The sequence below is a fragment of the Cohnella xylanilytica genome, assembly GCF_014212175.1.
GTDB classification, from domain to species: Bacteria; Bacillota; Bacilli; order Paenibacillales; family Paenibacillaceae; genus Cohnella; species Cohnella xylanilytica.
Genome location: NZ_JACJVR010000094.1, coordinates 1 through 24625 on the forward strand (window position 1 = coordinate 1; position 24625 = coordinate 24625).

Here is a 24625-nt window from a genome sequence, read left to right on the forward strand (position 1 = left end):
TACGAGGGACGAACCCAGGAATCGCTATTTAGCGTCAGAAGCGCCATTTTGAGATCCTAACGAACCCCAGCGATCTTATTTAGGACAACCCGGGGTAAAAACGGGCTTCCGAAACGAAATAACGTCTATACGATTCGTTAGAATCGAAAATTCACGGTTTTGGGCGAAATAGCGTCTCCTCGATTCGTTAGCCTACCACGGGGCCGTCGTAGAAAAAGAACGCCGAACGGATGGCAAGATCCCGCTTCGGCGCTCTTAAACTTACGCTTATGCTTGTACTTACGCTTATGCTTGTACTTATGCTTGTACTTACGCTTGTACTTACGCTTGTACTTACGCTTGTGCTTATGCTCGTCCTTATGTTTATGCTTCCCTAACTTCCGTTCAAACTTGGAACCGGTTGATCAACGCCCGCAGCTCCTCGGACATGCGGGACAGCGACTCGGCGGAGGAGGAGATCTCCTCCATGGACGCCAGCTGCTCCTCGGCGGAAGCCGCGACCTGCTCGGACGTGGCCGCGTTGCCCGTCGCGATGGCGGCCAGCTCCTTGGCGCCCGACGTCACTTCGTGAATGCCGGCCGCGATCTGCTGCGCGGTCGCGGAGATGTCCTCCATCTGCGGGGTCGTCTCCTTCATGTCCGCGATGATGCGCTCGAACTTCAGGATCGTCTCTTCCGACAGCCGAAGCCCGCTCTCCACTTCCTCCGACACCCTGGTCATCGTCGTGACGGAGCTCTCGGCTCCCTCGCGGATCTCGGCGATCAAGGAGAAGATGCGCTGCGTGAACGATTCGGATTGCTCCGCCAGCTTGCGAACCTCGCCCGCCACGACGGAGAAGCCTTGGCCGTGCTCTCCGGCGCGCGCCGCCTCGATGGAGGCGTTCAGCGCCAGAAGATTCGTCTGGCTGGCGATCTCCCGGATCGCCCCCGAGATCTCGCCGATCTCGAGCGACCGTTCGTGCAGCTCGCGAATGATGCGGTCCGACTCGGCGACCGAGTGCGCGATCGAACGCATCTGGGAGACGGTCATGCGGACCGATTCCCCGCCCGATTCGGCCTGCTGCGACGACTTCGCGGACAGATCGGCGACGGTGGCCGACCGTTCCGCGATCCGGCTAACGCCGATCGAGATCTCTTCCAGCGAGCCTACATTGGCGTCAAGCTCGTTCGTCTGCTTTTCCGCTCCGCTCGCAATCTCTTGCACGGCTATGGACACCTGCTCGCTGGCCTCGCTCGTCTGCCTCGCGCTCGCCGTCAGCTCTTCCGAGGAAGCCGCCACGTGCTCGGCGCTGGCGTTCACGCTCTGGATCAGCGTGCGGAGACTCGCCTGCATCTCGTTAAACGCGACGCCGAGCTGCCCGATCTCGTCCGCGGAGTCGACGCGAAGGCTCTCTCTCAGATCTCCGCGGCTAACGAGAACCGCTTGGTTCTTGAGCCTGCGGACGGGCCGGACGATCGAACGCATGACGAAGTAGATCAGAATCCCGCCTACGACCAGGCAGACCGCGACGGTCAGAAGCGTGTTGTAGAAGATCGGGCGCAGCGAATCCGTGATCTCCGAAGTGTAGAGCGTCCCGGCGATCTTCCAGCCGGTCAGCTTGTTCGTCGTGAAGTACATATGCTTGGCCCGACCGTCCAGCTCGTAGTCGAAGCTGGCATTATCGCTCTCGTAGAGGCGAGCCCAGAACGGCTCGGCCGCATCTTCCCCTGCCTTCGCCTGAGGGTGAGAGATGTACTTGCGAGCACCGTCCAGCAGAACGACGTACCCTTCGCTGCCGATGCGGATCTTCTCCGCTTGCTCCTTCAACTCGTTCAGATTGAGGCCGACTCCGACGACGCCCGAACCGTCATCGGTGGCTTGGGTAATGGTAATGGTCACTTCTCCGGACGCGGCCGAGACGAACGGAGCCGAGATATAGGGGACTCCCTTATTCTTGATGGCGTTCACGTACCAGTCCCGGGTCCTCGGGTCGTAGTCCGCCGCCATCTGCTGCGCGGGAGACCGATAGAACTTCCCGTCGGACGTGCCGACCAGGATGCTGCTCGCGTCCGTGTGGAGCTTGATGTATTCCTCGAGCAGCGCGGTCAGCTCCTGTGCGCTTCCGTTGCGGTAGTAGGAGGAATTGATTTTGTGCGAATAGTACATGACGTCGTTGAGCTTCGGCTCGATCATGCCGTCGATGATCGAATTGAGAAGTTCGACGTTCGACGAGGCGCCGATCATCATCTGTTCTCTCAATTCCGACTTCGAGCTGTCGAGGGCGAAGCTGCCTACGGCAATGGCGGGGAGTACCAGAATGACGACGAACGAGGCGATCAGCTTAACCTTGAAGTTCTTGAACCGCATCTGCCATTTGCGCAATCGATTTCTCTCCATTTCTCTCTATTCATAGGATGTCCCTCCTAGTATAAATGGATAATCATGGAGCAAACAGGGCCCTTTAAGCCCCTTTTCTGAGGGAATTTTAATGATTGCGCTTCCGAAATTCTCGCCTTTCTTCTCCCCAATTTTCGAGTTCTTTTTATTAAAATTTTGTAAAATTCCAGTAATCGACGTGATTCTACAAGATTTTCTATATACATCCCCAAAAATTGGGTGTTATAATCGCGTCAAGGGGAATTCAAAAAAATGAATTCCCTATTGACATCAGTTTTCCTTTCTGAATTTAAGCAAGGATCTTCCGTGCGATGATACGCTGGCCAGCTATCATATTTAAATCCGATAGAGAGGAGAGGATGCCCTTTTTTAAGATTTAGTCTTGGTTCGCCAGAGAGACGTGAGACTATCTATTAAAGGAGGCTCCATCATGAAAAACAAGAACAAATGGATTCTCGGCACGGGTGCCGCGATCACCGCTCTAGCCGTCCTGTCGGGACTCGCGTTCGGCCAGAACCTTATATCGGCGGAAGCCAGCGGCTGGACGAGCCAAGGCGCCGGCAAGTATTCCGTGGTCTCCGAAGGGGTCCTGGTGTCCGAACCGACGGACGAAGATTATAACCACGCCAACGCGAAGCGGACGGAAGCCCTGACCAAGGGCGAGAAGATCAACGAAGACGCTTCGTTGAATAAAAGCTCGGATCCGCTGCTTCCCAGACAGAAGCTCAAGAACCTCGACAATAAATCCGCGAAAGCTCTGCAAAACCAAAATGCAAGGGTCTCCTACAAGCCTCACTCGAAAGACGGTGCCCCCGAAGAAAGATTCCTCTACGTCCAGAAGCTTGGTACCGCCGACGGAACCGTCCTGGTCGAAGACAGAACGACCGCCACTCCGCATCTGATCGCCTCTCCCGACAATCGCGCCTACTTGTTCGAAGACAACGGTCTCCTCTATTCGATCGATTCGGAGAGCCTAACCGTCTCCCAACTAACAGCCGACGAGCAGCAGGGCGTTAGCCTGGACGAGCTCCAGAGCCTCGTTGCCGAGAGCGAGGACGACGTCTATTTGGCCTGGGCCACGCAGCCGTTCTGGAGTCAAGACGGAGCCAAGGTCGCCTACCTGTCCAATCGCAACTCGGTCGGGGAAGAAGGCGGAGAGATCTGGCTGGCCGATCCGAATACCGGAGAAGAGAGCCAGGTCTACCGTTCCGGCGATTGGCTAGGCCTGCTGGGATGGACCTCCGCGGGGGACATCGTATTCTGGGAAGGCAAGAAATCGAACGTGCGCCTCCTGAGCCTGGACGGGGAAGCAACCGATCTCGGGTTAGGCGAAGTTTACAACGCGCAGCTTGACCCGTCGGGCCGCTGGCTCGTTTACTCGCCGACCAAGGCGCCTGCCGAATTTATGGCCTATGCCTTCGATACCGGCGATTCCGAACCGATCGCTTCCGCGACCTCGGGACTCCAATTCGATCCTTCCGTCGAATTCTCGAAGAAGGGGAACAAAGTGCTCCTCGTGGAATACGTGGACGATTCCGGAGATCGGCTTATTCACATCTTCGATCTGGATACCAAGCAGTCGGGACGCATCGCGCCTCCTTCCAAGGTGGCGATCACAGGCGTTCCCCAGTGGGTTACGGACGAGCAAATTCTCGTGAACGGCAAAGAAGGGGGCATAAGCAACGCTTGGGTCGTCAACACCGCCGAAGGAGGTACGTCCGATGAGAATTAAAACTTATTTGTCCATGCTGGTGGCGCTCGTCCTGCTCTTGAGCACCGGGGCTACCGCGCTCGCGGCCGATTACACGATCGTCTTCGGGGGAGTCGGCCCCGGAGGAGGAACGTACAGTCTGGGACAACCTTTGTCGACCGGATATTCCGCCGTCACTTCCAAGTGGAATCAGCCTCGCAACGTGACGAGCGGCACGAATCCCCATCGCGGCGTCGACGTGACCGCGGCCATGAACACCAACGTGCTGGCCGTCTGCGACGGCTGGATCCTGTCTCAGGACGACGGGACGGAGAACTATCTGGAATTCATGTGCGACCGCAACGGCGATAACACCAAGAACGACGATCTGAAGATTTACTACGACCATGTCGAAGAGGTCGGCTTCGTCGCCAACAACGTGAAGGTGACGAAGGGGACCAAGATCGCCGAATCCGGCGACGAGGACGGGGCTTACGATCCGCACCTGCACTTCGGCGCGAAGGCCGTAAGAACGGGGACGACCGAAGTGTGGATGCGCAACGAGCCTTATTACCGCTCGGTCAGCGCATGGAACTACGGCAAGGACCTGGACTTTATCAGCAATGTCGCTTGGAACGCGGGGGATACGATCAGCGTCTCCTCCTACGTCATGAACAACGGCACGCCCTCCGACGTGACGGCCGTCGCGTTCCACCGGGCCAACGGAACCTCGACCTGGACCAGCTCGACGATGACCAAGTCCGGAACGGGCAAATCGGCCGTATTCACTTTCGATCTGGGCAACACGTATTCGACCGGCACCGTCGTGAATGTGATGGTACGGGCCACGCGACCCGGGCTATCCGTCTACGATGACGCGTTTATGATCCCCAAGTACGCGCAGCCCGCCGAGAACCCCAATTCGACCGCCAACAAGTACGATTATTTCTCCTGCACCATCGGGCAGACGGCGTGCACCGCGGTCGTCACCTCATAAGCAGCAGCGCAACTCCAAGAACCGCAGCCTTCGGGCTGCGGTTTTTTTGTATTTCGCTTGAGCCGGCCGGCGGGCTTTAGCGTCGCCCGATCCGAGCCCTTGTCTCGGGAATCCGGCAGGTGCCGAGCCTCAATCGCGGGTAACGGGCTCGAGCTCCTTGTTGCCGCTCTGGTTCAGTATGTTATCCTCCAGCACCGCGAACTTGTCCCCGTACTCCCGAATAATATGGCGTTCTCCCCAGGCGCACAGCGAATCGAGAATCGACTTCAGGCTCCAGCCGTATTCGCTGAGCTGATACTCGACCTTCGGCGGCACTTGATTGTAGACGATTCTCTCGACGATCCCGTCCTCCTCCAGCTCCCGCAGCTGCTGCGTCAGCATCTTCTGGGTGATGTTCGGCATGAGCCTTCTCAGATCGCTGGTGCGCTTCTTGCCGTACGTCAGATGGCACAGAATGACGCACTTCCACTTGCCCCCGAGAACTTCGAGAGTCGCTTCGACCGCGATGTTGTATTTCTTAGGCTGCATGATCGTTCCCTCCTGCTTATCCGAATGGTATAGGCACTTATCAGTACCTACGGCACTTGCAAGTACGTACTGTTCATTCCGATCCGATGGGTTCATAATAACACTCGCGGCCGAATTGCAACAGATAGGAGTGAGGAAGTCATGGCTGTACATTCTAAGAAAAGCACTCTGGCCCTGCTCGCGCTGGCCATCAGCGCGTTCGCGATCGGAACGACCGAGTTCATCAGCGTGGGGCTCCTTCCGCTCATCGCCGAAGACTTCGATATATCGGTGCCCTTGGCCGGGCTAACCGTCACGCTGTACGCTCTCGGGGTGACGTTCGGAGCGCCGGTGCTGACCTCCCTGACGTCGGGCGTCCCCCGCAAGACGCTGCTGCTTGGCATCATGATCGTCTTCATCGCCGGCAATACGCTGGCCGCCCTGTCCGGAAGCATCGCCGTGCTGCTCGCGGCGCGCGTGCTGTCGGCGCTGGCGCACGGCGTCTTCATGTCCATCGGCTCGACCATCGCGGCCGATCTCGTCCCCCCGGACCGCCGGGCCGGCGCGATCGCGACGATGTTCTCCGGGCTGACGGTGGCTACCGTGACCGGCGTGCCGCTCGGCACTTACATCGGGCAGCAGCTCGGCTGGAAGGCGGCCTTCGCCGCCATCGCGATCATCGGCGTCCTCGCCTTCGTCGCCAACTTCGTTCTCGTTCCCTCGAGCCTGCGGGGCGGCGTCCGGACTCCGGTCCGCGACCAGGTGAAGCTGGCGACGAACGGCCGGCTGCTGCTCGCGTTCGCCATCACCGCTCTCGGATACGGGGGCACGTTCGTCGTCTTCACTTATTTATCCCCTCTGCTGCACGACGTAAGCGGGTTTAAGGAATCGACGGTCGCCCTTATTCTTCTGCTGTACGGAATCGCCATTGCGATCGGCAACGTCGTCGGAGGCAAGGCGGCGAACCGCAAGCCCCTGTCGGCCCTGCTGTACATGTTCGCCGTTCAGGCCGTCGTGCTGGTCGTACTCGCGTTCACCGCTCCGTACAAGGCGGCCGGGCTCGTCACCATCTTCGCGATGGGCTTGCTCGCCTTCATGAACGTGCCCGGGCTTCAGCTGTACGTCGTGAAGCTGGCCGAGCGGTTCGCGCCGAAGGCGGTGGACGTCGCCTCCGCCGTCAACATCGCGGCGTTCAACGCGGGGATCGCCCTCGGCGCCTACCTCGGAGGGATCGTCTCCGAGCAAGCCGGGCTGATCTACACGGCCCCTGTAGGGGCGGCAATGGTCGTGCTGGCCGTGCTGTTGACGGGATGGAGCCGCCTGCTGGAACGGCGCGACGAGGGTGCGGAGGAAGCCTCCAAGGCGATGCGACAAGCTTGCTGAGGGCTGTCATTATACCCTGAAATATCGCAAGCAATAAGTACAGTAAGTAATAGTACCGTAAATGTACCGCATGCACTATGTACCGCAAGCTTGATTACGAACACCACGATTAAACAGGAGGAAATTCAACATGACGCAGCAACTGCATCTTCAGAGTACGACGGAGCTTAGCAACGGAGTCCGCATGCCTTGGCTCGGCCTGGGCGTCTTCCAGGTCGAGGAAGGCGCGGAGCTCGTGGAGGCGGTCAAGGCCGCCATCCGCTTCGGCTACCGCAGCGTCGATACGGCCGCGATCTACGGCAACGAGAGCGGCGTCGGCCAAGGCATTCGGGAAGCTCTCTCCGAGAACGGCCTGTCCCGGGAAGACTTGTTCGTCACGTCGAAGGTATGGAACGCCGATCTCGGCTACGAATCGACGCTGGCCGCTTACGAGACGAGCCTCCGCAAGCTGGGGCTGGACTACTTGGACCTGTATCTGATCCACTGGCCGGTCGCCGGCAAGTACAAGGACGCTTGGCGCGCGCTGGAGAAGCTGTACAAGGAGGGCCGCGTCCGCGCGATCGGCGTCAGCAACTTCCAGGTCCATCACTTGGAGGATCTGATGGCCGGCGCGGAAGCGAAGCCGATGGTGAACCAGGTCGAGTTCCACCCGCTCCTGTCGCAGAAGGAGCTGCGCCGGTACGCGGCGGAACAGGGCATTCAGCTGGAAGCGTGGTCGCCCCTTATGCAAGGCCGGCTGCTCGATCATCCGGTTCTGAAGGAGATCGCCGCGCGGCACGGGAAGTCGATCGCCCAAGTCATTCTCCGATGGGACCTGCAGCACGGAGTCGTCACGATCCCGAAGTCGACGAAGGAATCCCGCATCGCCGAGAACGGCTCGCTGTTCGACTTCGAGCTGTCGGCCGGGGAGATGGCCGAGATCGACGGGCTGAACCGCGACGAACGCGTCGGTCCGGACCCGGACAACTTCGACTTCTAAGCGGAGCCGCCCGCGGCGACCGCCAAGACAAAACGAAAAGGGTTGCCCCCGAAGTCGTCGCAGACTTCCGGAGGCAACCCTTTTTTTCTTTTCCTACCCGGTCCGATTACAGACCTTCGTCGATTCCGCCGAACATGCCGCCCATGATCTCGTTCAGCTTATCCATCGAGATGACGTCGTCGCCCTTCGGCTCGGCGTACTCGAACTTCGGATCCCCGTTGATGTCGGTCATCTCGGAGACGACCTTGATCGTGCCGCTTCCGGTCTGGCCTTCGCTCTCGATCTCGGCCTTCAGGGTCATGTCGGTGTAGCTGGCGAAGCCCTTGTCGTTGATGCCGATGTTGACGGTGGTATCCAGCGACTTGACTTCCTTGTTGAAGTCGGCCAGGCCGTCCTTGATGTCCTGGTCCTTAACTTCCGCGAGCTCCTTCTTCGCGTCGTCCAGATCGGACTGCTCGAGCTGAAGCATCTTGCGGTATTCTTCGTTCTTGGACAGCAGGTCGATCACTTCCGGAGCGATGTTCTTGACGACCGTCGTGACGAACGGCTCGACCTGATCCTTCGTGACATGCAGCTGAACGATATCCTTCAGCTTCTTGTCTTCCGGAATGCCCGCGTCCTTCGCCTTCGGCTTGGACAGGTACGTCTTCTCGTCGACATGCTTGAACACGATGCCGTAGATGTCGTTGGACAGCTTCACGGTGTTGCCGACGTTGAAGTCCGCCGGCCATTCGGTGCCTTGCTCTTCGGCGAGCTTCTTCAGGTCGAACTCGACGAACTTGCCGACGACTTCTTCCGGCAGGCCGAGCATCGGGATGTTCGGCACCTTTATCCACATCTTCTCTTGAGTCATGACCATAGGCAGCTGGAAGGACATCGCCAGATCGCCGCTGATGGTGACCTTCATGTTCAGCTCGACGAGCATCGGGTCCGCGCGATATGCGCCGGTCCAGCTCAGCTCGGCGTTCTGCAGCAGGCCGAGCGCGCCGGCCGCCCCTTCTTCCGCCATCACTTCCGGAGGCAGCTTCAGGTCCTGAATCTTCAGGCTTCCGTTTAATCCATACGATTTAATCTCCGCCGACTTCTCCATCGCGGACTGCAGAGCGTCCTTCGGAGACTTCGAACCGCCGCTGCAAGCCGACAGGATAAGGGCTAGAGTCAAGAACAACGATAAGACCGATAACAAGCTTTTACTTCTGAACAACTTCCTGTTCCCCCTCAATTCTGGATGTTTCAGAAAATGAAATGCAGGTTAATTGTAACTGAATCCCCTGCATGGGGGAAGCTGTTTTGCTTAAAATTTGCTTAAAAACGGGATAAAAGTCGGAAGTATTGCTAATGAATGTCTTTCTTTTTGAATCTTCCGCCCCGGACGTCGTGGATATTGCCCACCGCGAGGAACGCGGCCGGATCCAGCTCCGTGACGATCGACTTCAGCTTCGCTTCTTCCATACGGGTGACGACGGTGAAAATCACTTGCTTCGAATCGCCCGAATAGCCGCCTTCTCCGTTCAGGTAAGTGACGCCGCGGCCGAGACGGCTGACGATCGCCTCTCCGATCTCGCGATAGTTCTCGCTGATGACCCAGATCGACTTCGATTCGTCGAAGCCTTCGATCGTCAGGTCCATCACCTTGAAGGCGATGAAGTAGGCGATGAGGGAGAACATCGCGTTGTCCCATCCGAAGACGAGTCCCGCGCTTCCGAGAATGAACAGGTTGATGAACATGACCATCTGTCCGACCGAGAACGGCGTCTTCTTGCTGACCATGATCGCCACGACTTCGGTACCGTCCGTCGTTCCGCCCGAGCGGATGACGATTCCGACGCCGATGCCGAGCAGGATGCCTCCGAAGACGGTCGCGAGAAGAGTCTCGTCCGTGAACGGCTCGACGTGGTGCAGTAACGAAGTGGTAACGGCCAGGGTAACGACTCCCAGCAGAGTGGATAACGCGAAGGTCTTGCCGATGGACTTGTATCCGGCGATTAGGAACGGTAGATTGAGTACGAAGAGGAAGATCCCGAGCGGCAGATGAGTCAAGTGCGCGCCCATAATCGATATGCCCGTAATGCCTCCGTCGATGATGTTGTTGGGGATGAGGAAGATCTCGAGCGCGACGCCCGCGAGAACGGCCCCCAGAACGATGAACACGACGCGGCGGAAAATATCCAGCGGAGAGAGCTTGTTGTGCTGGATCGGTTTGGCTTGAGCGGCGGATTGAACAGTAGCTGGACTGGTCATAGGCACCTCCTATAAAATTGATGGTTTCTTTCTATTATAACAGTGTATGCTCCAGACGTAAAATGAAGCGCTTACATATCTGAAAATATAGGAAAAACCAGCCCGACGAGAAGTCGATAATCGGGCTGGTTCGTCGTCTCGCCTCTCCTGGCTGTCAGCCGAAGCGAGACGATGGCGTTCTTCATCCTTCGCCGTTGTTGTGGCGGCTGTGATTGCGGTTCTTGACCTTCTTCGACCCGGACAGCGGTTCGTTCGGCGGGTTGTGGCCCCCGTCGCGCTTGTCGTGAGCGTGCTCCGAACCGGAAGGGACGGACGATACGGATTGGGCTCTCGGTTTGCTCATGGCCGGCAAGCCTCCTTAAGTCGTTTTGAAGTGCGACAGGTCTTCGGTCTCGTCGTGGTTCAGGGCGTCCTGGTGACGGCGGTCGTTCGTCTTCTGCTGGAGCTGCTGGGCTTGATGGGCGTTCGCCGGATTGCGCTCCAGATCCTCGACCACGTTGCTGAGGTTCTTGTCCGCCATTCCGTTGGCATCCGACATGCTCGGGCACCCCTTTCTCTCTACGCGTGGGTAAAATGATGAAGAGCTTGCGCGCACTCGTGCAGGTGGCGCCGGTAATCCGCGATGAGCTCCTGCATGACGTCGGTTCTCTCGTCCACCGACTGCCCGTCCTTCTCGACGTCGGACAGCTGAATGTCGATCTCCCGGCTGTCGACGTACGTCACCGCGAAGTCGAACTCCAGGTCCTGCCGTCCCGCCGATTGGATGGTGATGAGCAGCGTGTTCGGGTTTTTCTCGTCCTCGTATACTTCCGCTTGATCGCCGGCCCGAAGCCGCTCCGGCAACGTTCGCCTCCAGGCTTCCGCCAGATCCTTCTGAGGAACGCTAAGCTGGTCGTTGCTTGCCATAATCGACACCTCCGCTTCGTTAGGTTGGCCCTTCGGGACCCGGATCATGCAGACGGTCCGTCTAGTTCGCCTCGTCGGCCCCGATATCGACGGACGTCCCTAGGACGCGGGCCTCTCCGTCGATATCGAACGAACCGATGACCGACGAAGGCTCCGTATACCCGGCGTCAATCGCGGGCGAGGCGGAAGTCAGATGGAAGTTCGAGCCGGCGGCGTTCGCGAATAACGGATCGGCGAAGACCGAGTGGGAGTCGTTGCCGGTTCCCGTCTTATACGCCGAGAAGCCGGTATAGGACGTATTCTTCCACTTCCACTTCGCTCCCGTCGCTCCCCCTGGGGCGGCATACAAATTGTAGTCGACGACGTTGCCGCTGTTCTTGGCGTATCCGTTGTAAATCAAGATGTTCGAAGAGCTGGCGACCATAATATTGTTTTTGATCGTGTTGTTCAAGGTGTCGTATTGGACGAGAAGCTGCCCTCCGTCAAGCCCCACCGTATCGTTCTTGTACAAGGTATTGTTGACGATTCGGCTGTTCGAAGTCGAGCCTCTGTCCGTGTCGTAGCCTCCGATGGCGATGCCGGTATAGCGATTGTTGTACACCATGTTGTTGCGAACGGTGATATTGCTCGTCGCCTTGCCGGCATGCTCGCTCGCGAGCTCGATTCCGATATCGTTGTTGTAGCTGTAGTTCTTCTCGATGACGATGTCCTTGCCCCCGTCGACATAGATGCCGTCGGCCGCGTAGTTGCCGTTGGGCAGCGTCTTGCCGTAAGAAGGATTGTTGACGGACGTAATGTTGTACACCGTGTTGCCGCTGATCGTGCCGTTCCGCGCCTGGTCGTAGCCGCTCGGAGCGGTCTCCTCGAACCCGATGGCGTCGATGCCGATGTTGTCGTTGTCGTGGACGACGTTGTTCGTGATGGAGAAGCCGTTCACGTTGCCGTTGACCACGAGAGATTCGCTGGATCCGAGGACGAGATTCGTCAGCGTATTGCCGTCGATCGTGAGATCGCTGATCGGGGTCGTCTCCGTGCCGTAGACGGCGATTCCGTGGGCGTCGCGCCCGGACAGGTCGGAGCGGACCGTAGCCGTGTTCTTGATATCGTGGATATGATTATTCAACAGCTGGATATGATTGCCCGACCCGTACACGTATATGCCGATCGGCACCCGATCCCGCGTCGCGGTCTTGTAGTTGCGGATCTCGAAGCCCTTCACGATCACGTAGCTGGAATTGTCGATCTCCACCAGCCCTTCGCCTTCGGACACGGAGAGTCCGGTTCCGTCGAGTATCGCCGTCTGCCCCTCGTAATTCTGGAACGTAATATAGCCGCCGGCGGCCGACCCCGAAGTCGAGATCTTCAGCTTCTGGTTATAGGTTCCTCCGAGCACGTAGACGGTATCCCCGGCCACGGCCGTGTCGGCCGCGTGCTGAAGAGTCTTCCAGGCGGATGCGGCGCTCGTTCCCGAATTGCTGTCGCTGCCCGTCGTCGATACGTAATAGGCGGTGCTGGCGCGGGCGACCGGCTCGGGGCCGACCGGAGACAACAAGAACAATCCCGCCGCCAGGGCCGCTGCTCCCAAAATTCCTTTTCTTGCCTTCATCAATCTCATCCTCTCCGCTTCATTTGTCGGACTCGCCTGACAAGACTGCCCTTCCTCCATTCTACGGCGCTGGCCAAGCGCTGGTTGCCCTACCACCTCCTTTAATGAGGATATTTTTTGCCGCAAAATTTGCGATACGATTATCGTGTCAGATGCCTTCGAAACAGAATCAGCCCATGAATGAGGCCGTTCCATGTGCAATTTGCATTGTTTTCCAAGTATTTTTCTTAATTTTCAGCAAATTTGCGCCAAACGATACGATTCATATATATCACGGAGTCGATTCATTTGTCAATTCATTCCTGCAACCCGGCGGGAGGAGATTGCCTATTGCAATCCGGCGCGAAATGGAATATGATGTTCTCAGGTTAGTGATTGGTCAATCAATAATCAAGCGAAAGGAGGCAGAAGCGAATGGGCAGAGAGACGACGACTTCCGTTAATCGCCGCACGGACATCGTATCCGCCGCTATCGAAGTGTTCGCCGAGATCGGCTACTATCGCGCGACGACCGCGCAAGTGGCGGAACGCGCCGCCATCTCGCAACCTTACGTATACCGCTTCTTCACCAAGGAATCGTTGCTGGTCGAAGCGCTGACCGTCTCGTGGCAGAGAGTTCTTCGGGCCTTCGAAGGCGTGATCGCCGCCTCGGCGCCGGAGAAGCTGGAAGAAGGCTTGATCCGGGCCTACGAGGACATTATTGCCTCGCACCGAAGCGAGATTCTGCTGCAGATGCAGGCGCAGACGATCCGGGAGGAGCCGGTTCGCGACGCGATGCGGCAAGGATTGGAGGCTGTGCGCGCCCGCGTCGTGCTTGCCTTCGAGCAGGCGGGATTCGCGGACGCGGAGCAGAGAACGTCGGACTTCCTGGCCAGAGGGATGCTCTGCAACGTCTCGATGGCGCTGGATTTGCCCGGCTTGCTGGTCAAGAGATAGCCGACATTTATACTGTGTCCGCTTGGGGGAGAAGGCTAACGAATCGAAGAGACGCTATGAAGCCCGTTATTACCCCGGGCGGACTCGAATAAGATCGCTGGGGTTCGTTAGATTTTCGCAATGGGCTTCTAAACGCTAATAGCGTCTCCCGAGTTCGTTGCAGAACGGGGTCTATGAGCCGGAATCCTGTGCTCCCGATCGCAACCAGGAGCGAGGCTTCCGTGTCTCCATAGCCCAAGGATTCGGTTAGCGAAATGGTTTTCTTATTTTTTTCAAGAGTTGTGATTGGTCAATCAATAATATAATTTGAGGAGATGGATTATTATGAAAAAAGCAATCGTACTGGGCGCGACCGGTGGAGTCGGCCATCCGCTGACGGCGGAGCTCGTAAGTCGGGGAGTGGAGACGGTCGCGTTCGGGCGGTCCGCCGGCAAGCTGCAGCGGCTGGCCCAGGAGTTGGGCAATCCCGTTAACCTAAGCATCGAGACGGGAGACGCGTTCAAGCCGGACGACATCATGAGGGCGGCCGGCGGGGCCGACGTTATTTTCCACAGTGCCAACATCCCTTATCACGAGATGGAGTCGCGTCTGCTCCCGCTCGGACAATCGGTCATGGAAGCCGCCGATCGCCTGGGCGCGAAGGTCGTCGTCGTGGACGGCATCTACCCTTACGGCCGAAGAACGACCGGGAAGGCGACCGAGGAGCACCCGAAGAATCCCCACACGCGCAAGGGCAAGACGCGGCTCGCCTACGAGAAGCTGATCTTCGACGCCCGCTGGAATAACGCCAGGCCGCTCATCGTCCGCCTCCCCGACTACTACGGCCCCTCCGCTCAAGCCTCGTATCTGAACGTGACGATGGAAGCGATCGCCGCGGGCAAACCGTCCGCCTTCGTCGGCAACATGAAGGTTCCGCGCGAGTACGTCTATCTTCCGGACGCGGCGCGCATGATCGTGGAGATCGCGCTCCGGGACGACTCTTACGGGCGGGGGGAGAATTGGCACATTCCCGGTCCTCCCCGCCTTCTCTCGGGCCGCGAGCTGGTGCGGATCGCGCAGGAAGCCGCCGGAACCCGCAAGGCGGTGTTCCCTCTCGGGCGAATCGGTCTCTCTTTGATCGGAATGTTCAACCCCGTCATGAAGGAGGTCGTCGAGATGCTCTATCTGACGGAAGAACCGTTCGTTCTTAGCGGGGAGAAGTACGAGCGGCGAATCGGCCCGATCCGCTGGACGCCTCACGAGCAAGCGATCGCCGAGACGATTCGTCAGCTTCGCAAGAAATCATAAAAGCTCATCCCGCTCCGCCATAAGCAAAAAACCGATTCCTTCCAGGAATCGGCCTGTTTTTCGCTTATGGCGGAGAGAGTGGGATTCGCTCCGTCTTAGCGTGTCCGTAATCATTCGTACGGTCACGGCAATAGCGACTATCACGCCGGGGCCTACGAACATGCCTTCTGGCATGTTCGCTTAACGGCCCGTTCGAATCCCACTTCGCCATACACGCTAAAAACCGCCCCCTGTAAACAGGAATCGGTTGATTATGCTTGTATGGCGGAGAGAGTGGGATTCGCTCCGTCTTGGCGTGACTGTACTCATTCGTACGTCACGGCAATAGCGACTATCACGCCGGGGCCTACGAACATGCCTTCTGGCATGTTCGCTTAACGGCCCGTTCGAATCCCACCGCCATAAGCAAAAAACCGATTCCTTCCAGGAATCGGCCTGTTTTTCGCTTATGGCGGAGAGAGTGGGATTCGAACCCACGTGGGCTTGCACCCTAACGGTTTTCAAGACCGCCCCGTTATGACCGCTTCGGTATCTCTCCAGGAATGGGCAGCGGCCAGGCCATCCGAGATAGACCCGCCTTCCGCCCAGCTATCATATCATAGAGAAGATTCGAGGATCAACCCCTGGGAGCAATTCTCTCGATGCCGCCCATGTACGGCCGCAGCGCTTCCGGAACGATCACCGTGCCGTCGGCCTGCTGGTAATTCTCGAGAATGGCGGCCACCGTGCGGCCAAGAGCGAGACCCGAGCCGTTCAGCGTATGCACGAACTCCGGCTTCGCGCCCGCTTCCCGGCGGAACCGGATGCCCGCGCGGCGGGCCTGGAAGTCCTCGAAGTTGGTGCAGGACGAGATCTCGCGGTACGTGTTCTGGCTCGGCAGCCACACTTCGAGATCGTACGTCTTGGCCGAGCCGAAGCCCATGTCGCCCGTGCAGAGCGCAAGCGCGCGATAAGGCAGGCCGAGAAGCTGCAGCACGCGCTCCGCGTGGCCCGTCAGCTCTTCGAGCGCTTCATAGGACTTGTCCGGATCGACGAGCTGGACCAGCTCGACTTTATGGAACTGGTGCTGGCGAATCAGGCCGCGCGTGTCGCGTCCCGCCGCGCCGGCTTCCGAACGGAAGCAGCCGCTGAAGGCGACGAACTTCGCGGGCAGCTGCTCCGCGGACAGGATGTCTTCGCGGTGCAGGTTCGTGACCGGAACCTCGGCCGTCGGAATGAGGAAGTAGTCGGTGCCTTCGATCTTGAAGAGGTCTTCCTCGAACTTCGGCAGCTGGCCGGTGCCGATCAGGCTGTCCCGGTTGACGATGTACGGAGGCAGAACTTCTTCGTAGCCGTGCTTGTCGGCGTGGAGGTCCATCATCAGGTTCATGAGGGCGCGCTCCAGACGCGCTCCGAGTCCCTTGTAGAACACGAAGCGAGAGCCCGTCACCTTCGCGGCCGCCTCGAAGTCGAGGATGCCGAGCTCGTCGGCGAGGTCGTAATGCGCCTTCGGCTCGAAGTCGAACGACGGCTGCTCGCCGACCCGGCGCACTTCGACGTTGTCTTCCTCGGAAGCGCCCACCGGCACGCTCTCGTGCGGGACGTTCGGAATCGCGAGCATCATCGCGTCGATCTTCTCTTCCAGCTCGCGTACTTCCTCGTCGAGCTGCTTGATCCGGTCGTTCACGCTGCGCATCTCGGCGATCAGCTCGTCGGCGTTGCCGCCGCTCTTCTTAAGCTTGGCCACCTCCTGCGAGACGACGTTGCGCCGGTTCTTGAGCGCGTCGCTCTCGACGAGGCGCTCCCGGCGTCCGTTGTCGAGTTCCGGGAAGCCGGCGATCAGGTCGAGCGAAGCGTTGCGGTTCCGCAGCGCCTGCGCCACCTTCTCGTAATCGTTGCGAAGCAATCTTACATCCAGCATGTGCTGAACCCCTTTCCCGTTATCGGGCCGTTAAAATAGTTCCGCGATCGAGTTCATGGAACGCTCGATTCCTTCACCTCCATGTCCCGATTCGCCCGACTGACGCCGTATTACCGCTTGGCCGCGGCTTCCTTGGCCATGTCGAGGAAGTAGCTGTGGAGCCGGTAGTCGTCCGTCAGCTCCGGATGGTACGAGGATGCGAGCAGGTTGCCTTGGCGGGCGGTGACGATCTCGCCCTTATACGTGGACAGGACGTCCACTTCCGGTCCGACTTCCTTGATGAGAGGCGCGCGGATGAAGACGGCGCGAAGCGGCGTGTCGATCCCCTTCACGTCCAGATCCGTCTCGAAGCTCTCGCGCTGCCGTCCGAAGGCGTTGCGGGCGACGGTCATGTCCATCAGACGCAGATGCGGCTCTTCGTCGCCTTCCAGCTTGTCGGCCAGAACGATCAACCCCGCGCAGGTGCCGAACACCGGCTTGCCTTGCGCCGAGAAGTCCCGAATCGCGTCGATAAAATCGTACTTGCGCATCAGCTTGCCGATCGTCGTGCTCTCGCCACCGGGAATGATCAGGCCGTCGATCTCGGCCAGCTGTTCCGTGCGCTTGACCGCGACTCCCGTGCCGCCGGCCAGCCCGATGCTGCGGATATGCTCCGCCACTGCCCCTTGAAGAGCCAATACCCCTATGTTCATCAGTCGATTCCTTCCTTCTTCCGCATGCTTGGAGTGCCCGTCGGAGGACCCAGCGGGGGGGAAACCAATCGAGGCGGCTCCGCCGCGGCTGCGTTAGAGCCGTTGCGAAGCCGCCCTGGTGTTGGTCCGCGTTGCGAGGAGTGCCGGCTCTTACAGGCCGCGGTCCTGCATCCGCTCGTGGCGGTCCAGCTTGGAGATCTCGATGCCCTTCATCGGAGTGCCGAGGTTCTTCGACACGCGGGCGATCAGCTCGTAGTCTTCGTAGTGGGTCGTCGCTTCGACGATGGCGCGGGCGAACTTCTCCGGATTGTCGGACTTGAAGATCCCCGATCCGACGAAGACGCCGTCGGAGCCGAGGTGCATCATCAACGCCGCGTCGGACGGCGTCGCGATGCCGCCGGCGGCGAAGTTGACGACCGGCAGACGGCCCGTCTCGTGAACGCCGAGCAGCAGGTCGTACGGCACGCCCAGGATCTTCGCCTCATGATACAGCTCGTCCTTCGACAGATTCTGCACGTGGCGAATTTGGCCCATGATCAGGCGCATATGGCGAACGGCTTCGACGATGTTGCCCGTCCCCGGTTCGCCCTTCGTGCGGAGCATGGATGCCCCTTCCTGGACGCGGCGAAGAGCTTCGCCGAGGTCCTTGGCGCCGCAGACGAACGGCACGGTGAACTCGGACTTGCTGATATGGAAAACTTCGTCGGCCGGCGTCAGCACTTCGCTCTCGTCGATATAGTCGACGCCCAGCGACTCCAACACCTTCGCTTCGACGAAATGACCGATCCGGGCCTTCGCCATTACCGGAATGCTGACGACCTTCATGACTTCTTCCACGATCGTCGGGTCGGCCATGCGGGCGACGCCGCCTGCCGCGCGAATATCGGAAGGAACGCGTTCAAGCGCCATGACGGCGGTCGCGCCGGCCGCTTCGGCGATCTTCGCTTGCTCGGCGTTCATGACGTCCATGATCACGCCGCCCTTTTGCATTTCGGCCATGCCGCGTTTGACTCTCGAAGTACCTGTCTCCATTTTTCCTCACGCCTCCTGAACATTCTAAACATTGATTTTACAGGAAGGATAGCCAATAGGCAACCCATTAGGTCGGAATTGTGTCGGACCCTAACGCCTGTTTATTTGAATAAATCGACAATCCCGTTGAACAATCCGGCGAAGAAGTCGCCGATGGCTCTCAGCAGCAGCTTGAACCAGCCGGCCTTCTTGGCATCCTCCGCGGCGATCAGATCGACCGTGACCGACTTATCCTTCTGGGAAGCCGGATCCTTGTACGTATACGTGACGGTTCCGACCTTGTCGCCTTGCTTGATCGGCGCCACGAGCGGATCGGCCGCGGGCTTCACTTCGCTGACGGTGACGTCGGTCGCCTTGCCCTTCGGCAGCATAAGAGTCACGTCGGTCGCGGTGACGGCCTTGACGGACTTGTGGGCGCCCTTCTTCACCTTGAGGCTCTCATGATCCGGGACCGCAGCCTTGGCTTCGACGACCGTCTTCTTCTCGAAGTTGTTGAAGCCGTAGTCGAACAGCTTGGCCGTCTCCAGGAATCGCTTGCCGTCGTTGTTGCCTCCGGGAACGCCCATGACGACCGCGATCAGCCGCGTGCCGTTCTGCAGCGAGGTGCCGGTGAAGCAGTTGCCGGCCGTCTCCGTATGGCCCGTCTTCAAGCCGTCGACGCCGGGATAGGCGAACTTCCGAAGATAAGGATTGTCCTTGTTCGATTCCAGCATCCAGTCCCAGTTCGTGACCTCGTCCTTGTCCCGCTCGCGGAACTTGAACGATTGGATCTTCGAATAGTCCAGGAACTCCGGATAATCCTTCAGAATGTGGTACGCGAGCGTAGCCGTATCCCGGGCGGACATAACCGTCTCGCCGTCGATCGACGTCGGGCGGTACTTCTCCGGCATATCGGCGCGGTCGAGGCCCGTCGAATTGATGAAGTGGGCGTTCGTCATGCCGAGCTGCTTGGCCGTCTCGTTCATCATCTTGGCGAATGCTTCCTCGGAGCCGGCCACCGTCTCGGCGAGCTGCACCGTCGCGTCGTTCGCGGAACCGATCGCCATCGCCTTGTACAGATCTTCGACCGTGTGCTTGTCGCCTTCGGCGAGGAACACGCGGCTGCCGACCTGCAGGGCGGCGTTCTCTTGAACGGTGATGACCTGGTCCCAGCTTAGCTTGCCTTCTTTGATCGTTTTAAAAACGAGGTATTCGGTCATCATCTTCGTCATGCTGGCCGGCGGAAGCGCCGTATCGGGATTGTTCTCGTAGAGAACTTGTCCGGTCGCCGCGTCCATCAGAAGGGCCGACTTCACGTCGAGATTGAGGCCGGCGCCGTCCGGAGCCGCTCCGGCGGAACGCGAGCCGAACATCATCAATAATAGGCTGAAAAATAATATAAGAGCGACGAATCGTTGGGACCGGGAAGAGGAACGGGCGACGGGGGGCGAATAACGATTCAACGCGAATTCTCTCCTTTGTATGGGACGCTTAATCCTTCATAAACTTACATAAACTCCGAATGTTATTGTAACATACCGTCAGGCAAGGCAAAAGCCGCAGAATGGGAAAAGCTCATCTGCGGCCTTGTTAGATATTGACACCTTGCCTTCTCGGCGGCGAGGCGTCCGATATGTTCTTGTCCTTACAGGGAGTAGTTCGGGGCTTCCTTCGTGATCTGGACGTCGTGCGGATGGCTCTCGCGCAAGCCCGCGCCCGTAATGCGCACGAAGGTGGTGTCGTTCTTCAGCTCTTCGATCGTGGCCGTTCCGCAGTAGCCCATGCCGGAGCGCAAGCCGCCGATCAGCTGATGAATCGTGTCCTTCAGCGGTCCCTTGTAAGGAATGCGCCCTTCGATGCCTTCCGGAACGAGCTTCGAATCGTCCTCTTGGAAGTAACGGTCCTTGCTGCCTTCCTTCATCGCGCCGATCGAGCCCATGCCCCGGTACGACTTGTACCGGCGGCCTTGGTAAATCTCCGCTTCGCCCGGGCTCTCCTCGGTGCCGGCGAACAGGCTTCCGAGCATAACCGCGCTAGCGCCGGCCGCGATCGCCTTCGTCACTTCGCCGGAATACTTGATGCCGCCGTCGGCGATGATCGGAACGTTGTACTCGCGGGCGACCGTCGCGCAATCGTAGATAGCCGTAATCTGCGGCACGCCGATGCCGGCGATGATCCGCGTCGTGCAGATCGAGCCGGGGCCGATGCCGACCTTGACCACGGACGCGCCGGCTTCGATCAGGTCGCGCGTCGCCTCGCCCGTCGCGACGTTGCCCGCCACGATCGTAAGATCGGGGTACAGGTCGCGAACCTTGCGAACCATCTCGACGATGTTGATGTGGTGGCCGTGCGCCGAGTCGATGACGAGCAGGTCGATTCCCGCGTTCACGAGAGCTTCGGTCCGCTCGAAGGTGTCCTTGGACACGCCTACCGCCGCGCCGACCAGCAGCCGTCCGTGCTTATCCTTCGCCGCGTTCGGGAATTGGATGGCCTTCTCGATGTCCTTGATGGTGATGAGCCCCTTGAGCGTGTTGGTCTCGTCCACCAGCGGGAGCTTCTCGATCTTGTGCTGCTGCAGAATGACTTCCGCTTCCTGCAGCGTCGTGCCGACGGGCGCGGTGACCAGGTTCTCCCTCGTCATCACGCTGCTGATCTTGATCGAATAGTCGTGCACGAAGCGAAGATCCCGGTTCGTGAGGATGCCGACCAGCTTGCCTTCTCCGTCCACGATCGGCACGCCGGAGATCCGGTACTTGCCCATCAATTCTTCCGCGTCGTACACATGATGGTCCGGCGTAAGCGAGAACGGATTCGTGATAACGCCGCTCTCCGAACGCTTGACCCGATCGACTTCTTCCGCCTGCTGGGCGACCGACATGTTCTTATGGATGATGCCGATGCCGCCTTCGCGGGCGATGGCGATCGCCAAGGCCGACTCCGTCACGGTATCCATGCCTGCGCTGATCAACGGGACGTTCAGCTTGACCGAATCGCTCAACACGGTCGAGACGTTGACGTCTTTCGGCAGAATGGACGATTTGCAGGGCACGAGCAACACGTCGTCAAACGTGAGGCCTTCCTTGGCGAATTTGTTTTGCCACACGAGATGATTCCTCCCTTATCCGGTAGATGCGATCCGGTTGTCTCCGATTAATTATAGGCAATCTTAGCAGAGGCATAGGGGGCTGTCAAGGCACAAAACAAGCCCTATCCCGCGCGTTCGCGGGCTTCTTCCGCCTTCATCCCGCCGGGTACTTGTTGGAGGAATTCCACAGCAGATAGCTCGTGACGCCGAGGCGCGACGCCGCCCGGACCTGCTCTCGGATCTGCTCGGGACCGTATCTCTGGTGCGGATGGACCCAAGTCGCCGTGAAGCTCTGAAGCCATGGGCGAACCTGCGCCGGAGGCCGGCCGGCCTTCCGGAGAGACCGGTTCCGGTCAAGCGCGTCCCGAAGCGCATGGGTGACGACGGCCCCGGGCTTCAGGTCGGGCTGCCGGATGCCCCAGATGCCGGACGAATAGTGGGACGGGTACACCATGGGGGAGATGACGTCCACTTCCGACGCGATGGCCGGCCACGATTGGCCGATGCCCATGTCGTCCCTCGCGCTTCCCACCAGTCCGAAGACGTCGGCGGAGACGATGGCTCCTTCCGCATGCACCTTCCGGACGGCTTCGTGCAGGAACCGGCGAATAGCCTCTTCCCGCCTCCACCCGTTCGGATTATGGAACTTCACCTCTCGCTCCACCGTCTCCGGGTTTTCGGGAAACCGCACGTAGTCGAATTGAACCTCGTCGAAGCCGATCCGGGCGGCCTCCTTCGCCAAGGCGATCGGATACTGCCACGCCTCTTGGCGGTAAGGATCGATCCAGGCGCTCCCCTTCTTGTCCGTCCAGATCTTGCCATCCTCCTTCTTCATCGCCCAGGCCGGCATCGCGCGGGCCAACTGCGGATTCTTGAAGGTCACGATGCGGGCGATGAGGTAGATGCGGTGCCGCTTCAGTCGCTTGACCAACTTCCGCATCTCTGCCGCGGACGCCGACCTGGAGCCGGTCATCTTCCCGGGAGGCATGTTCACGAGCGATACGCCGCTGTTGACGTCGATGACCATCGCGTTCAGCTCCGTCGTCCGGACGAGTTCGATCAGCTTGTCCATGCGGCTGCCGAGCGCCGTATTCGAGGACACGTAGATGCCCCGGACCGGATAAGGAGGCGTTCGGCGCGACGAGGCGCCGAGCTGCGATGCGGCCGGCCTGGCCTTCCCCGCCCGGACGCCGGCGTCCGGCTCCGTCCAGTCGTATAGAACCGGAGCGCATCCCGGAAGAACGGTCAGGATGGCGATCCAGATGCAGATAGCCGTCCACAGGAATGGAGAACGCCGCCGAACGCTTCGCTTCATGAGACCCCCGCCTCTCCCTAGAGTTAAAGGTAAAGGTAGTATTGGCTTGCCTTCCCCGAGTGTTGAATTGGAACTTATGGCAACGGAGGATGGAAGCCAACAAACCCGTCTCCGGTTATAGAGACGGGTTTGCCGGGGGTTTGAAAACCGGTTTATTTGATCACGGCGTCAGGCAACTTGTTCGCAAGAGGGAGTACGTTGGACCGGTCCTTATTCCGAGCTGCCGTCCGTCGTGTTATTGTCGGCTTGCGCTTGGTCCGACGGCTGGGGCGCTTGGCCCGGGAAGCCGCGGCCGCCTTGCCCGCGCTTGCCGTTCACGATCGCCGAAGCCTTCTTAGCCAGGTCGGCCGACCGACTGTCGTATTCGTCCTGCGTGATTTTGCCGTCGCTCAGCTGTTGATCCAATTGATTCTTCAGGGCGGCCGATACCGCGTCGATCGCCTTCTGAACGTCGACACCCTTATCCGCCGCCACCTCCGAGACGGATTGGCCGGATTGAAGGGCCGCCTTCAGTTCGTCGGCCGTCACGCCGAGCGCGGACGCGACATCGGCCGACTCGAGGACGCGAAGGCCTCCGAATCCCTTATGATCCCCTTTACCCGCCCAGCCGTACGGCGAATCGAGCAGTTTGTCCGCGATTGCGGATACGTCGAACGCCGGCTTCCCGGTCGCGGACGCATCGGAGCTATCCGATGCTGCCGGGGCATCCGCGGGCTTCGCGGCTTCGATCCAGGCGACCAGCTGTTCCTTCAGCGTCTCGCGATCGATGTTCTGGGCGGCGGCGATCTCCGCCAGCGTCTTGCCCGACTGCGCCGCTTCCTTAAGCTGATCGGCCGTGAGTCCGAGCGCCGTCGCCAGCTTCTCTTGGTCGATGCCGAAGCCTTTGCCGCCATGCACGCGTCCTCCTTGGCCCCTGTCGCCGATTCCGCCCTTGGAATCGAGCAGCTTCTCGGCCAGCGTGGAGGAATCGATCGCCGGGCGCGCTTGGCCCGAGCCGGCGCTTGAGCTTGTGCCGTCCGCGGCAGCCGAGTCGGCGCTCGCCGCCGGCTTGGCCGCGTCGATCCAGGCGACCAGCTGCGCCTTCAACGTCTCGCGGTCGACGTTCTGGTCGGCGGCGATCTCCGCCAACGTCTGCGTCTGAAGCTTGGTCTTAAGCGTCTCCGCGTCCAGATTGAGGTAAGCGGCGAGCTTATCTTGGTAAGCGCCGAGTCCGAAGAAGCTTCCGCCTCTCTGGCCGAAATGGCCTCCGCGGAACGTTTTGCCCGCCGAAGTCTGGTCCTGAGCTTGGGTTTGAGATGACGTGGAGGTGCCGGAGGAGGAGTCGGCCGCGAACGCGCTATGGCTGGCCGCGAGGCCGCCGCCGATCGCAAGGGTAAGCGCCATCGCGCCGGTTGCCAGAAGTTTCGAGCGACGAGTCGACTTGGTTGGGTGTTGCATAGTCTACCGCCTTTCGGTTTGGGTTTGTCTTACATCGTCTATCTTAGACAACCCAACTTAGGCGGGCTTTAAGGCTACCTTAATTTACCGTGAAAATTATGAACGGGCCGTGAACGCGCGATGAATGGAGCGTGAACGGAGGTTCGTTAGGCCGCCGCTGCTACGAATCAAATTAAAAAAGACGACAGATCGCGATCCGCCGCCTGGGTTAACCCGGTATTCAACTGGCTTGCCGACAACCGAATGAACGGTTGCTGCTTGCGCCTTGATAACCGGA

21 protein-coding genes and 1 tRNA gene are annotated in these 24625 nt (G+C 59.4%); 6 read left to right on the top strand and 16 right to left on the bottom strand.

What is annotated here, in order from left to right:
* Positions 1–384 precede the first annotated feature (384 nt).
* Entirely contained in the window at positions 385–2361 is a 1977-nt protein-coding gene (locus H7B90_RS23955) for a methyl-accepting chemotaxis protein (RefSeq protein ID WP_246578904.1), read from the bottom strand.
* A 445-nt stretch (positions 2362–2806) separates the two neighbouring features.
* Between H7B90_RS23955 and H7B90_RS23960 the strand changes: the two genes are divergently transcribed.
* Positions 2807–4108: a TolB family protein gene (locus tag H7B90_RS23960; RefSeq protein ID WP_185138421.1), complete on the top strand. Its 1302-nt coding sequence runs from the start codon at positions 2807–2809 to the stop codon at positions 4106–4108.
* Complete coding sequence (locus H7B90_RS23965) at positions 4098–5063, top strand: M23 family metallopeptidase (protein WP_185138422.1); 966 nt, start codon at positions 4098–4100, stop codon at positions 5061–5063. The genes H7B90_RS23960 and H7B90_RS23965 overlap by 11 nt, the downstream gene beginning before the upstream one ends.
* Before the next feature lie 129 nt (positions 5064–5192).
* On the opposite strand, the gene H7B90_RS23970 is transcribed toward H7B90_RS23965, so the two are convergent.
* A complete protein-coding gene (locus H7B90_RS23970) occupies positions 5193–5591 on the bottom strand; it encodes a winged helix-turn-helix transcriptional regulator (RefSeq protein ID WP_185138423.1) in 399 nt (132 codons plus the stop codon).
* 141 nt (positions 5592–5732) lie between these two features.
* Here H7B90_RS23970 and H7B90_RS23975 point away from each other — a divergent pair, with 141 nt between their 5' ends.
* Both H7B90_RS23975 and pgoN read left to right on the top strand, forming a co-directional pair.
* On the top strand, positions 5733–6953 hold the full coding sequence (locus H7B90_RS23975) for an MFS transporter (protein WP_185138424.1): 1221 nt from the start codon (positions 5733–5735) through the stop codon (positions 6951–6953).
* A gap of 130 nt (positions 6954–7083) precedes the next feature.
* The gene (pgoN, locus tag H7B90_RS23980; protein WP_185138425.1) at positions 7084–7932 is read left to right on the top strand and encodes a glyoxal/methylglyoxal reductase; all 849 of its coding nucleotides are present in this window, start codon (positions 7084–7086) and stop codon (positions 7930–7932) included.
* Positions 7933–8038: 106 nt separating this feature from the next.
* Here the strand turns inward: pgoN and H7B90_RS23985 are convergent, their stop codons facing one another.
* From H7B90_RS23985 to H7B90_RS24010, 6 genes are all read right to left on the bottom strand, one after another.
* Positions 8039–9136, bottom strand: coding sequence for a hypothetical protein (locus tag H7B90_RS23985; protein ID WP_185138426.1), 1098 nt, complete (start codon positions 9134–9136; stop codon positions 8039–8041).
* A 131-nt stretch (positions 9137–9267) separates the two neighbouring features.
* Positions 9268–10173 (bottom strand): YitT family protein, encoded by a 906-nt coding sequence (locus H7B90_RS23990; RefSeq protein WP_185138427.1) that lies wholly within the window; start codon positions 10171–10173, stop codon positions 9268–9270.
* Positions 10174–10354: 181 nt separating this feature from the next.
* On the bottom strand, positions 10355–10516 hold the full coding sequence (locus H7B90_RS23995; RefSeq protein ID WP_185138428.1) for a small acid-soluble spore protein P: 162 nt from the start codon (positions 10514–10516) through the stop codon (positions 10355–10357).
* Between the two features lie 15 nt (positions 10517–10531).
* Complete coding sequence (locus tag H7B90_RS24000; RefSeq protein ID WP_185138429.1) at positions 10532–10711, bottom strand: hypothetical protein; 180 nt, start codon at positions 10709–10711, stop codon at positions 10532–10534.
* A 20-nt stretch (positions 10712–10731) separates the two neighbouring features.
* Positions 10732–11079 (bottom strand): hypothetical protein, encoded by a 348-nt coding sequence (locus H7B90_RS24005; protein WP_185138430.1) that lies wholly within the window; start codon positions 11077–11079, stop codon positions 10732–10734.
* A gap of 61 nt (positions 11080–11140) precedes the next feature.
* Positions 11141–12688: a right-handed parallel beta-helix repeat-containing protein gene (locus H7B90_RS24010; RefSeq protein ID WP_376701755.1), complete on the bottom strand. Its 1548-nt coding sequence runs from the start codon at positions 12686–12688 to the stop codon at positions 11141–11143.
* Between the two features lie 411 nt (positions 12689–13099).
* Between H7B90_RS24010 and H7B90_RS24015 the strand changes: the two genes are divergently transcribed.
* Together H7B90_RS24015 and H7B90_RS24020 are read left to right on the top strand one after the other, a co-directional pair.
* The gene (locus tag H7B90_RS24015) at positions 13100–13621 is read left to right on the top strand and encodes a TetR/AcrR family transcriptional regulator (RefSeq protein WP_185138432.1); all 522 of its coding nucleotides are present in this window, start codon (positions 13100–13102) and stop codon (positions 13619–13621) included.
* A 324-nt stretch (positions 13622–13945) separates the two neighbouring features.
* Complete coding sequence (locus tag H7B90_RS24020; RefSeq protein ID WP_185138433.1) at positions 13946–14908, top strand: NAD-dependent epimerase/dehydratase family protein; 963 nt, start codon at positions 13946–13948, stop codon at positions 14906–14908.
* Positions 14909–15357: 449 nt separating this feature from the next.
* Here H7B90_RS24020 and H7B90_RS24025 read toward each other — a convergent pair.
* The 8 genes from H7B90_RS24025 to H7B90_RS24060 form a co-directional block, all read right to left on the bottom strand.
* A tRNA-Ser gene (locus tag H7B90_RS24025) sits at positions 15358–15446 on the bottom strand.
* A gap of 78 nt (positions 15447–15524) precedes the next feature.
* Positions 15525–16808, bottom strand: a complete 1284-nt coding sequence (gene serS / locus H7B90_RS24030) for a serine--tRNA ligase (RefSeq protein WP_185138434.1) — start codon at positions 16806–16808, stop codon at positions 15525–15527.
* A gap of 110 nt (positions 16809–16918) precedes the next feature.
* A complete protein-coding gene (pdxT, locus tag H7B90_RS24035; RefSeq protein WP_311772799.1) occupies positions 16919–17500 on the bottom strand; it encodes a pyridoxal 5'-phosphate synthase glutaminase subunit PdxT in 582 nt (193 codons plus the stop codon).
* Between the two features lie 150 nt (positions 17501–17650).
* On the bottom strand, positions 17651–18532 hold the full coding sequence (gene pdxS, locus H7B90_RS24040; protein WP_185138435.1) for a pyridoxal 5'-phosphate synthase lyase subunit PdxS: 882 nt from the start codon (positions 18530–18532) through the stop codon (positions 17651–17653).
* 101 nt (positions 18533–18633) lie between these two features.
* Positions 18634–19974, bottom strand: a complete 1341-nt coding sequence (locus tag H7B90_RS24045) for a D-alanyl-D-alanine carboxypeptidase family protein (RefSeq protein ID WP_246578905.1) — start codon at positions 19972–19974, stop codon at positions 18634–18636.
* Between the two features lie 182 nt (positions 19975–20156).
* Positions 20157–21614 (bottom strand): IMP dehydrogenase, encoded by a 1458-nt coding sequence (guaB, locus tag H7B90_RS24050; RefSeq protein WP_185138436.1) that lies wholly within the window; start codon positions 21612–21614, stop codon positions 20157–20159.
* A gap of 136 nt (positions 21615–21750) precedes the next feature.
* A complete protein-coding gene (locus H7B90_RS24055) occupies positions 21751–22911 on the bottom strand; it encodes a putative glycoside hydrolase (protein WP_185138437.1) in 1161 nt (386 codons plus the stop codon).
* Positions 22912–23121: 210 nt separating this feature from the next.
* Positions 23122–24348, bottom strand: coding sequence for a hypothetical protein (locus H7B90_RS24060; RefSeq protein WP_185138438.1), 1227 nt, complete (start codon positions 24346–24348; stop codon positions 23122–23124).
* Positions 24349–24625: the final 277 nt, after the last annotated feature.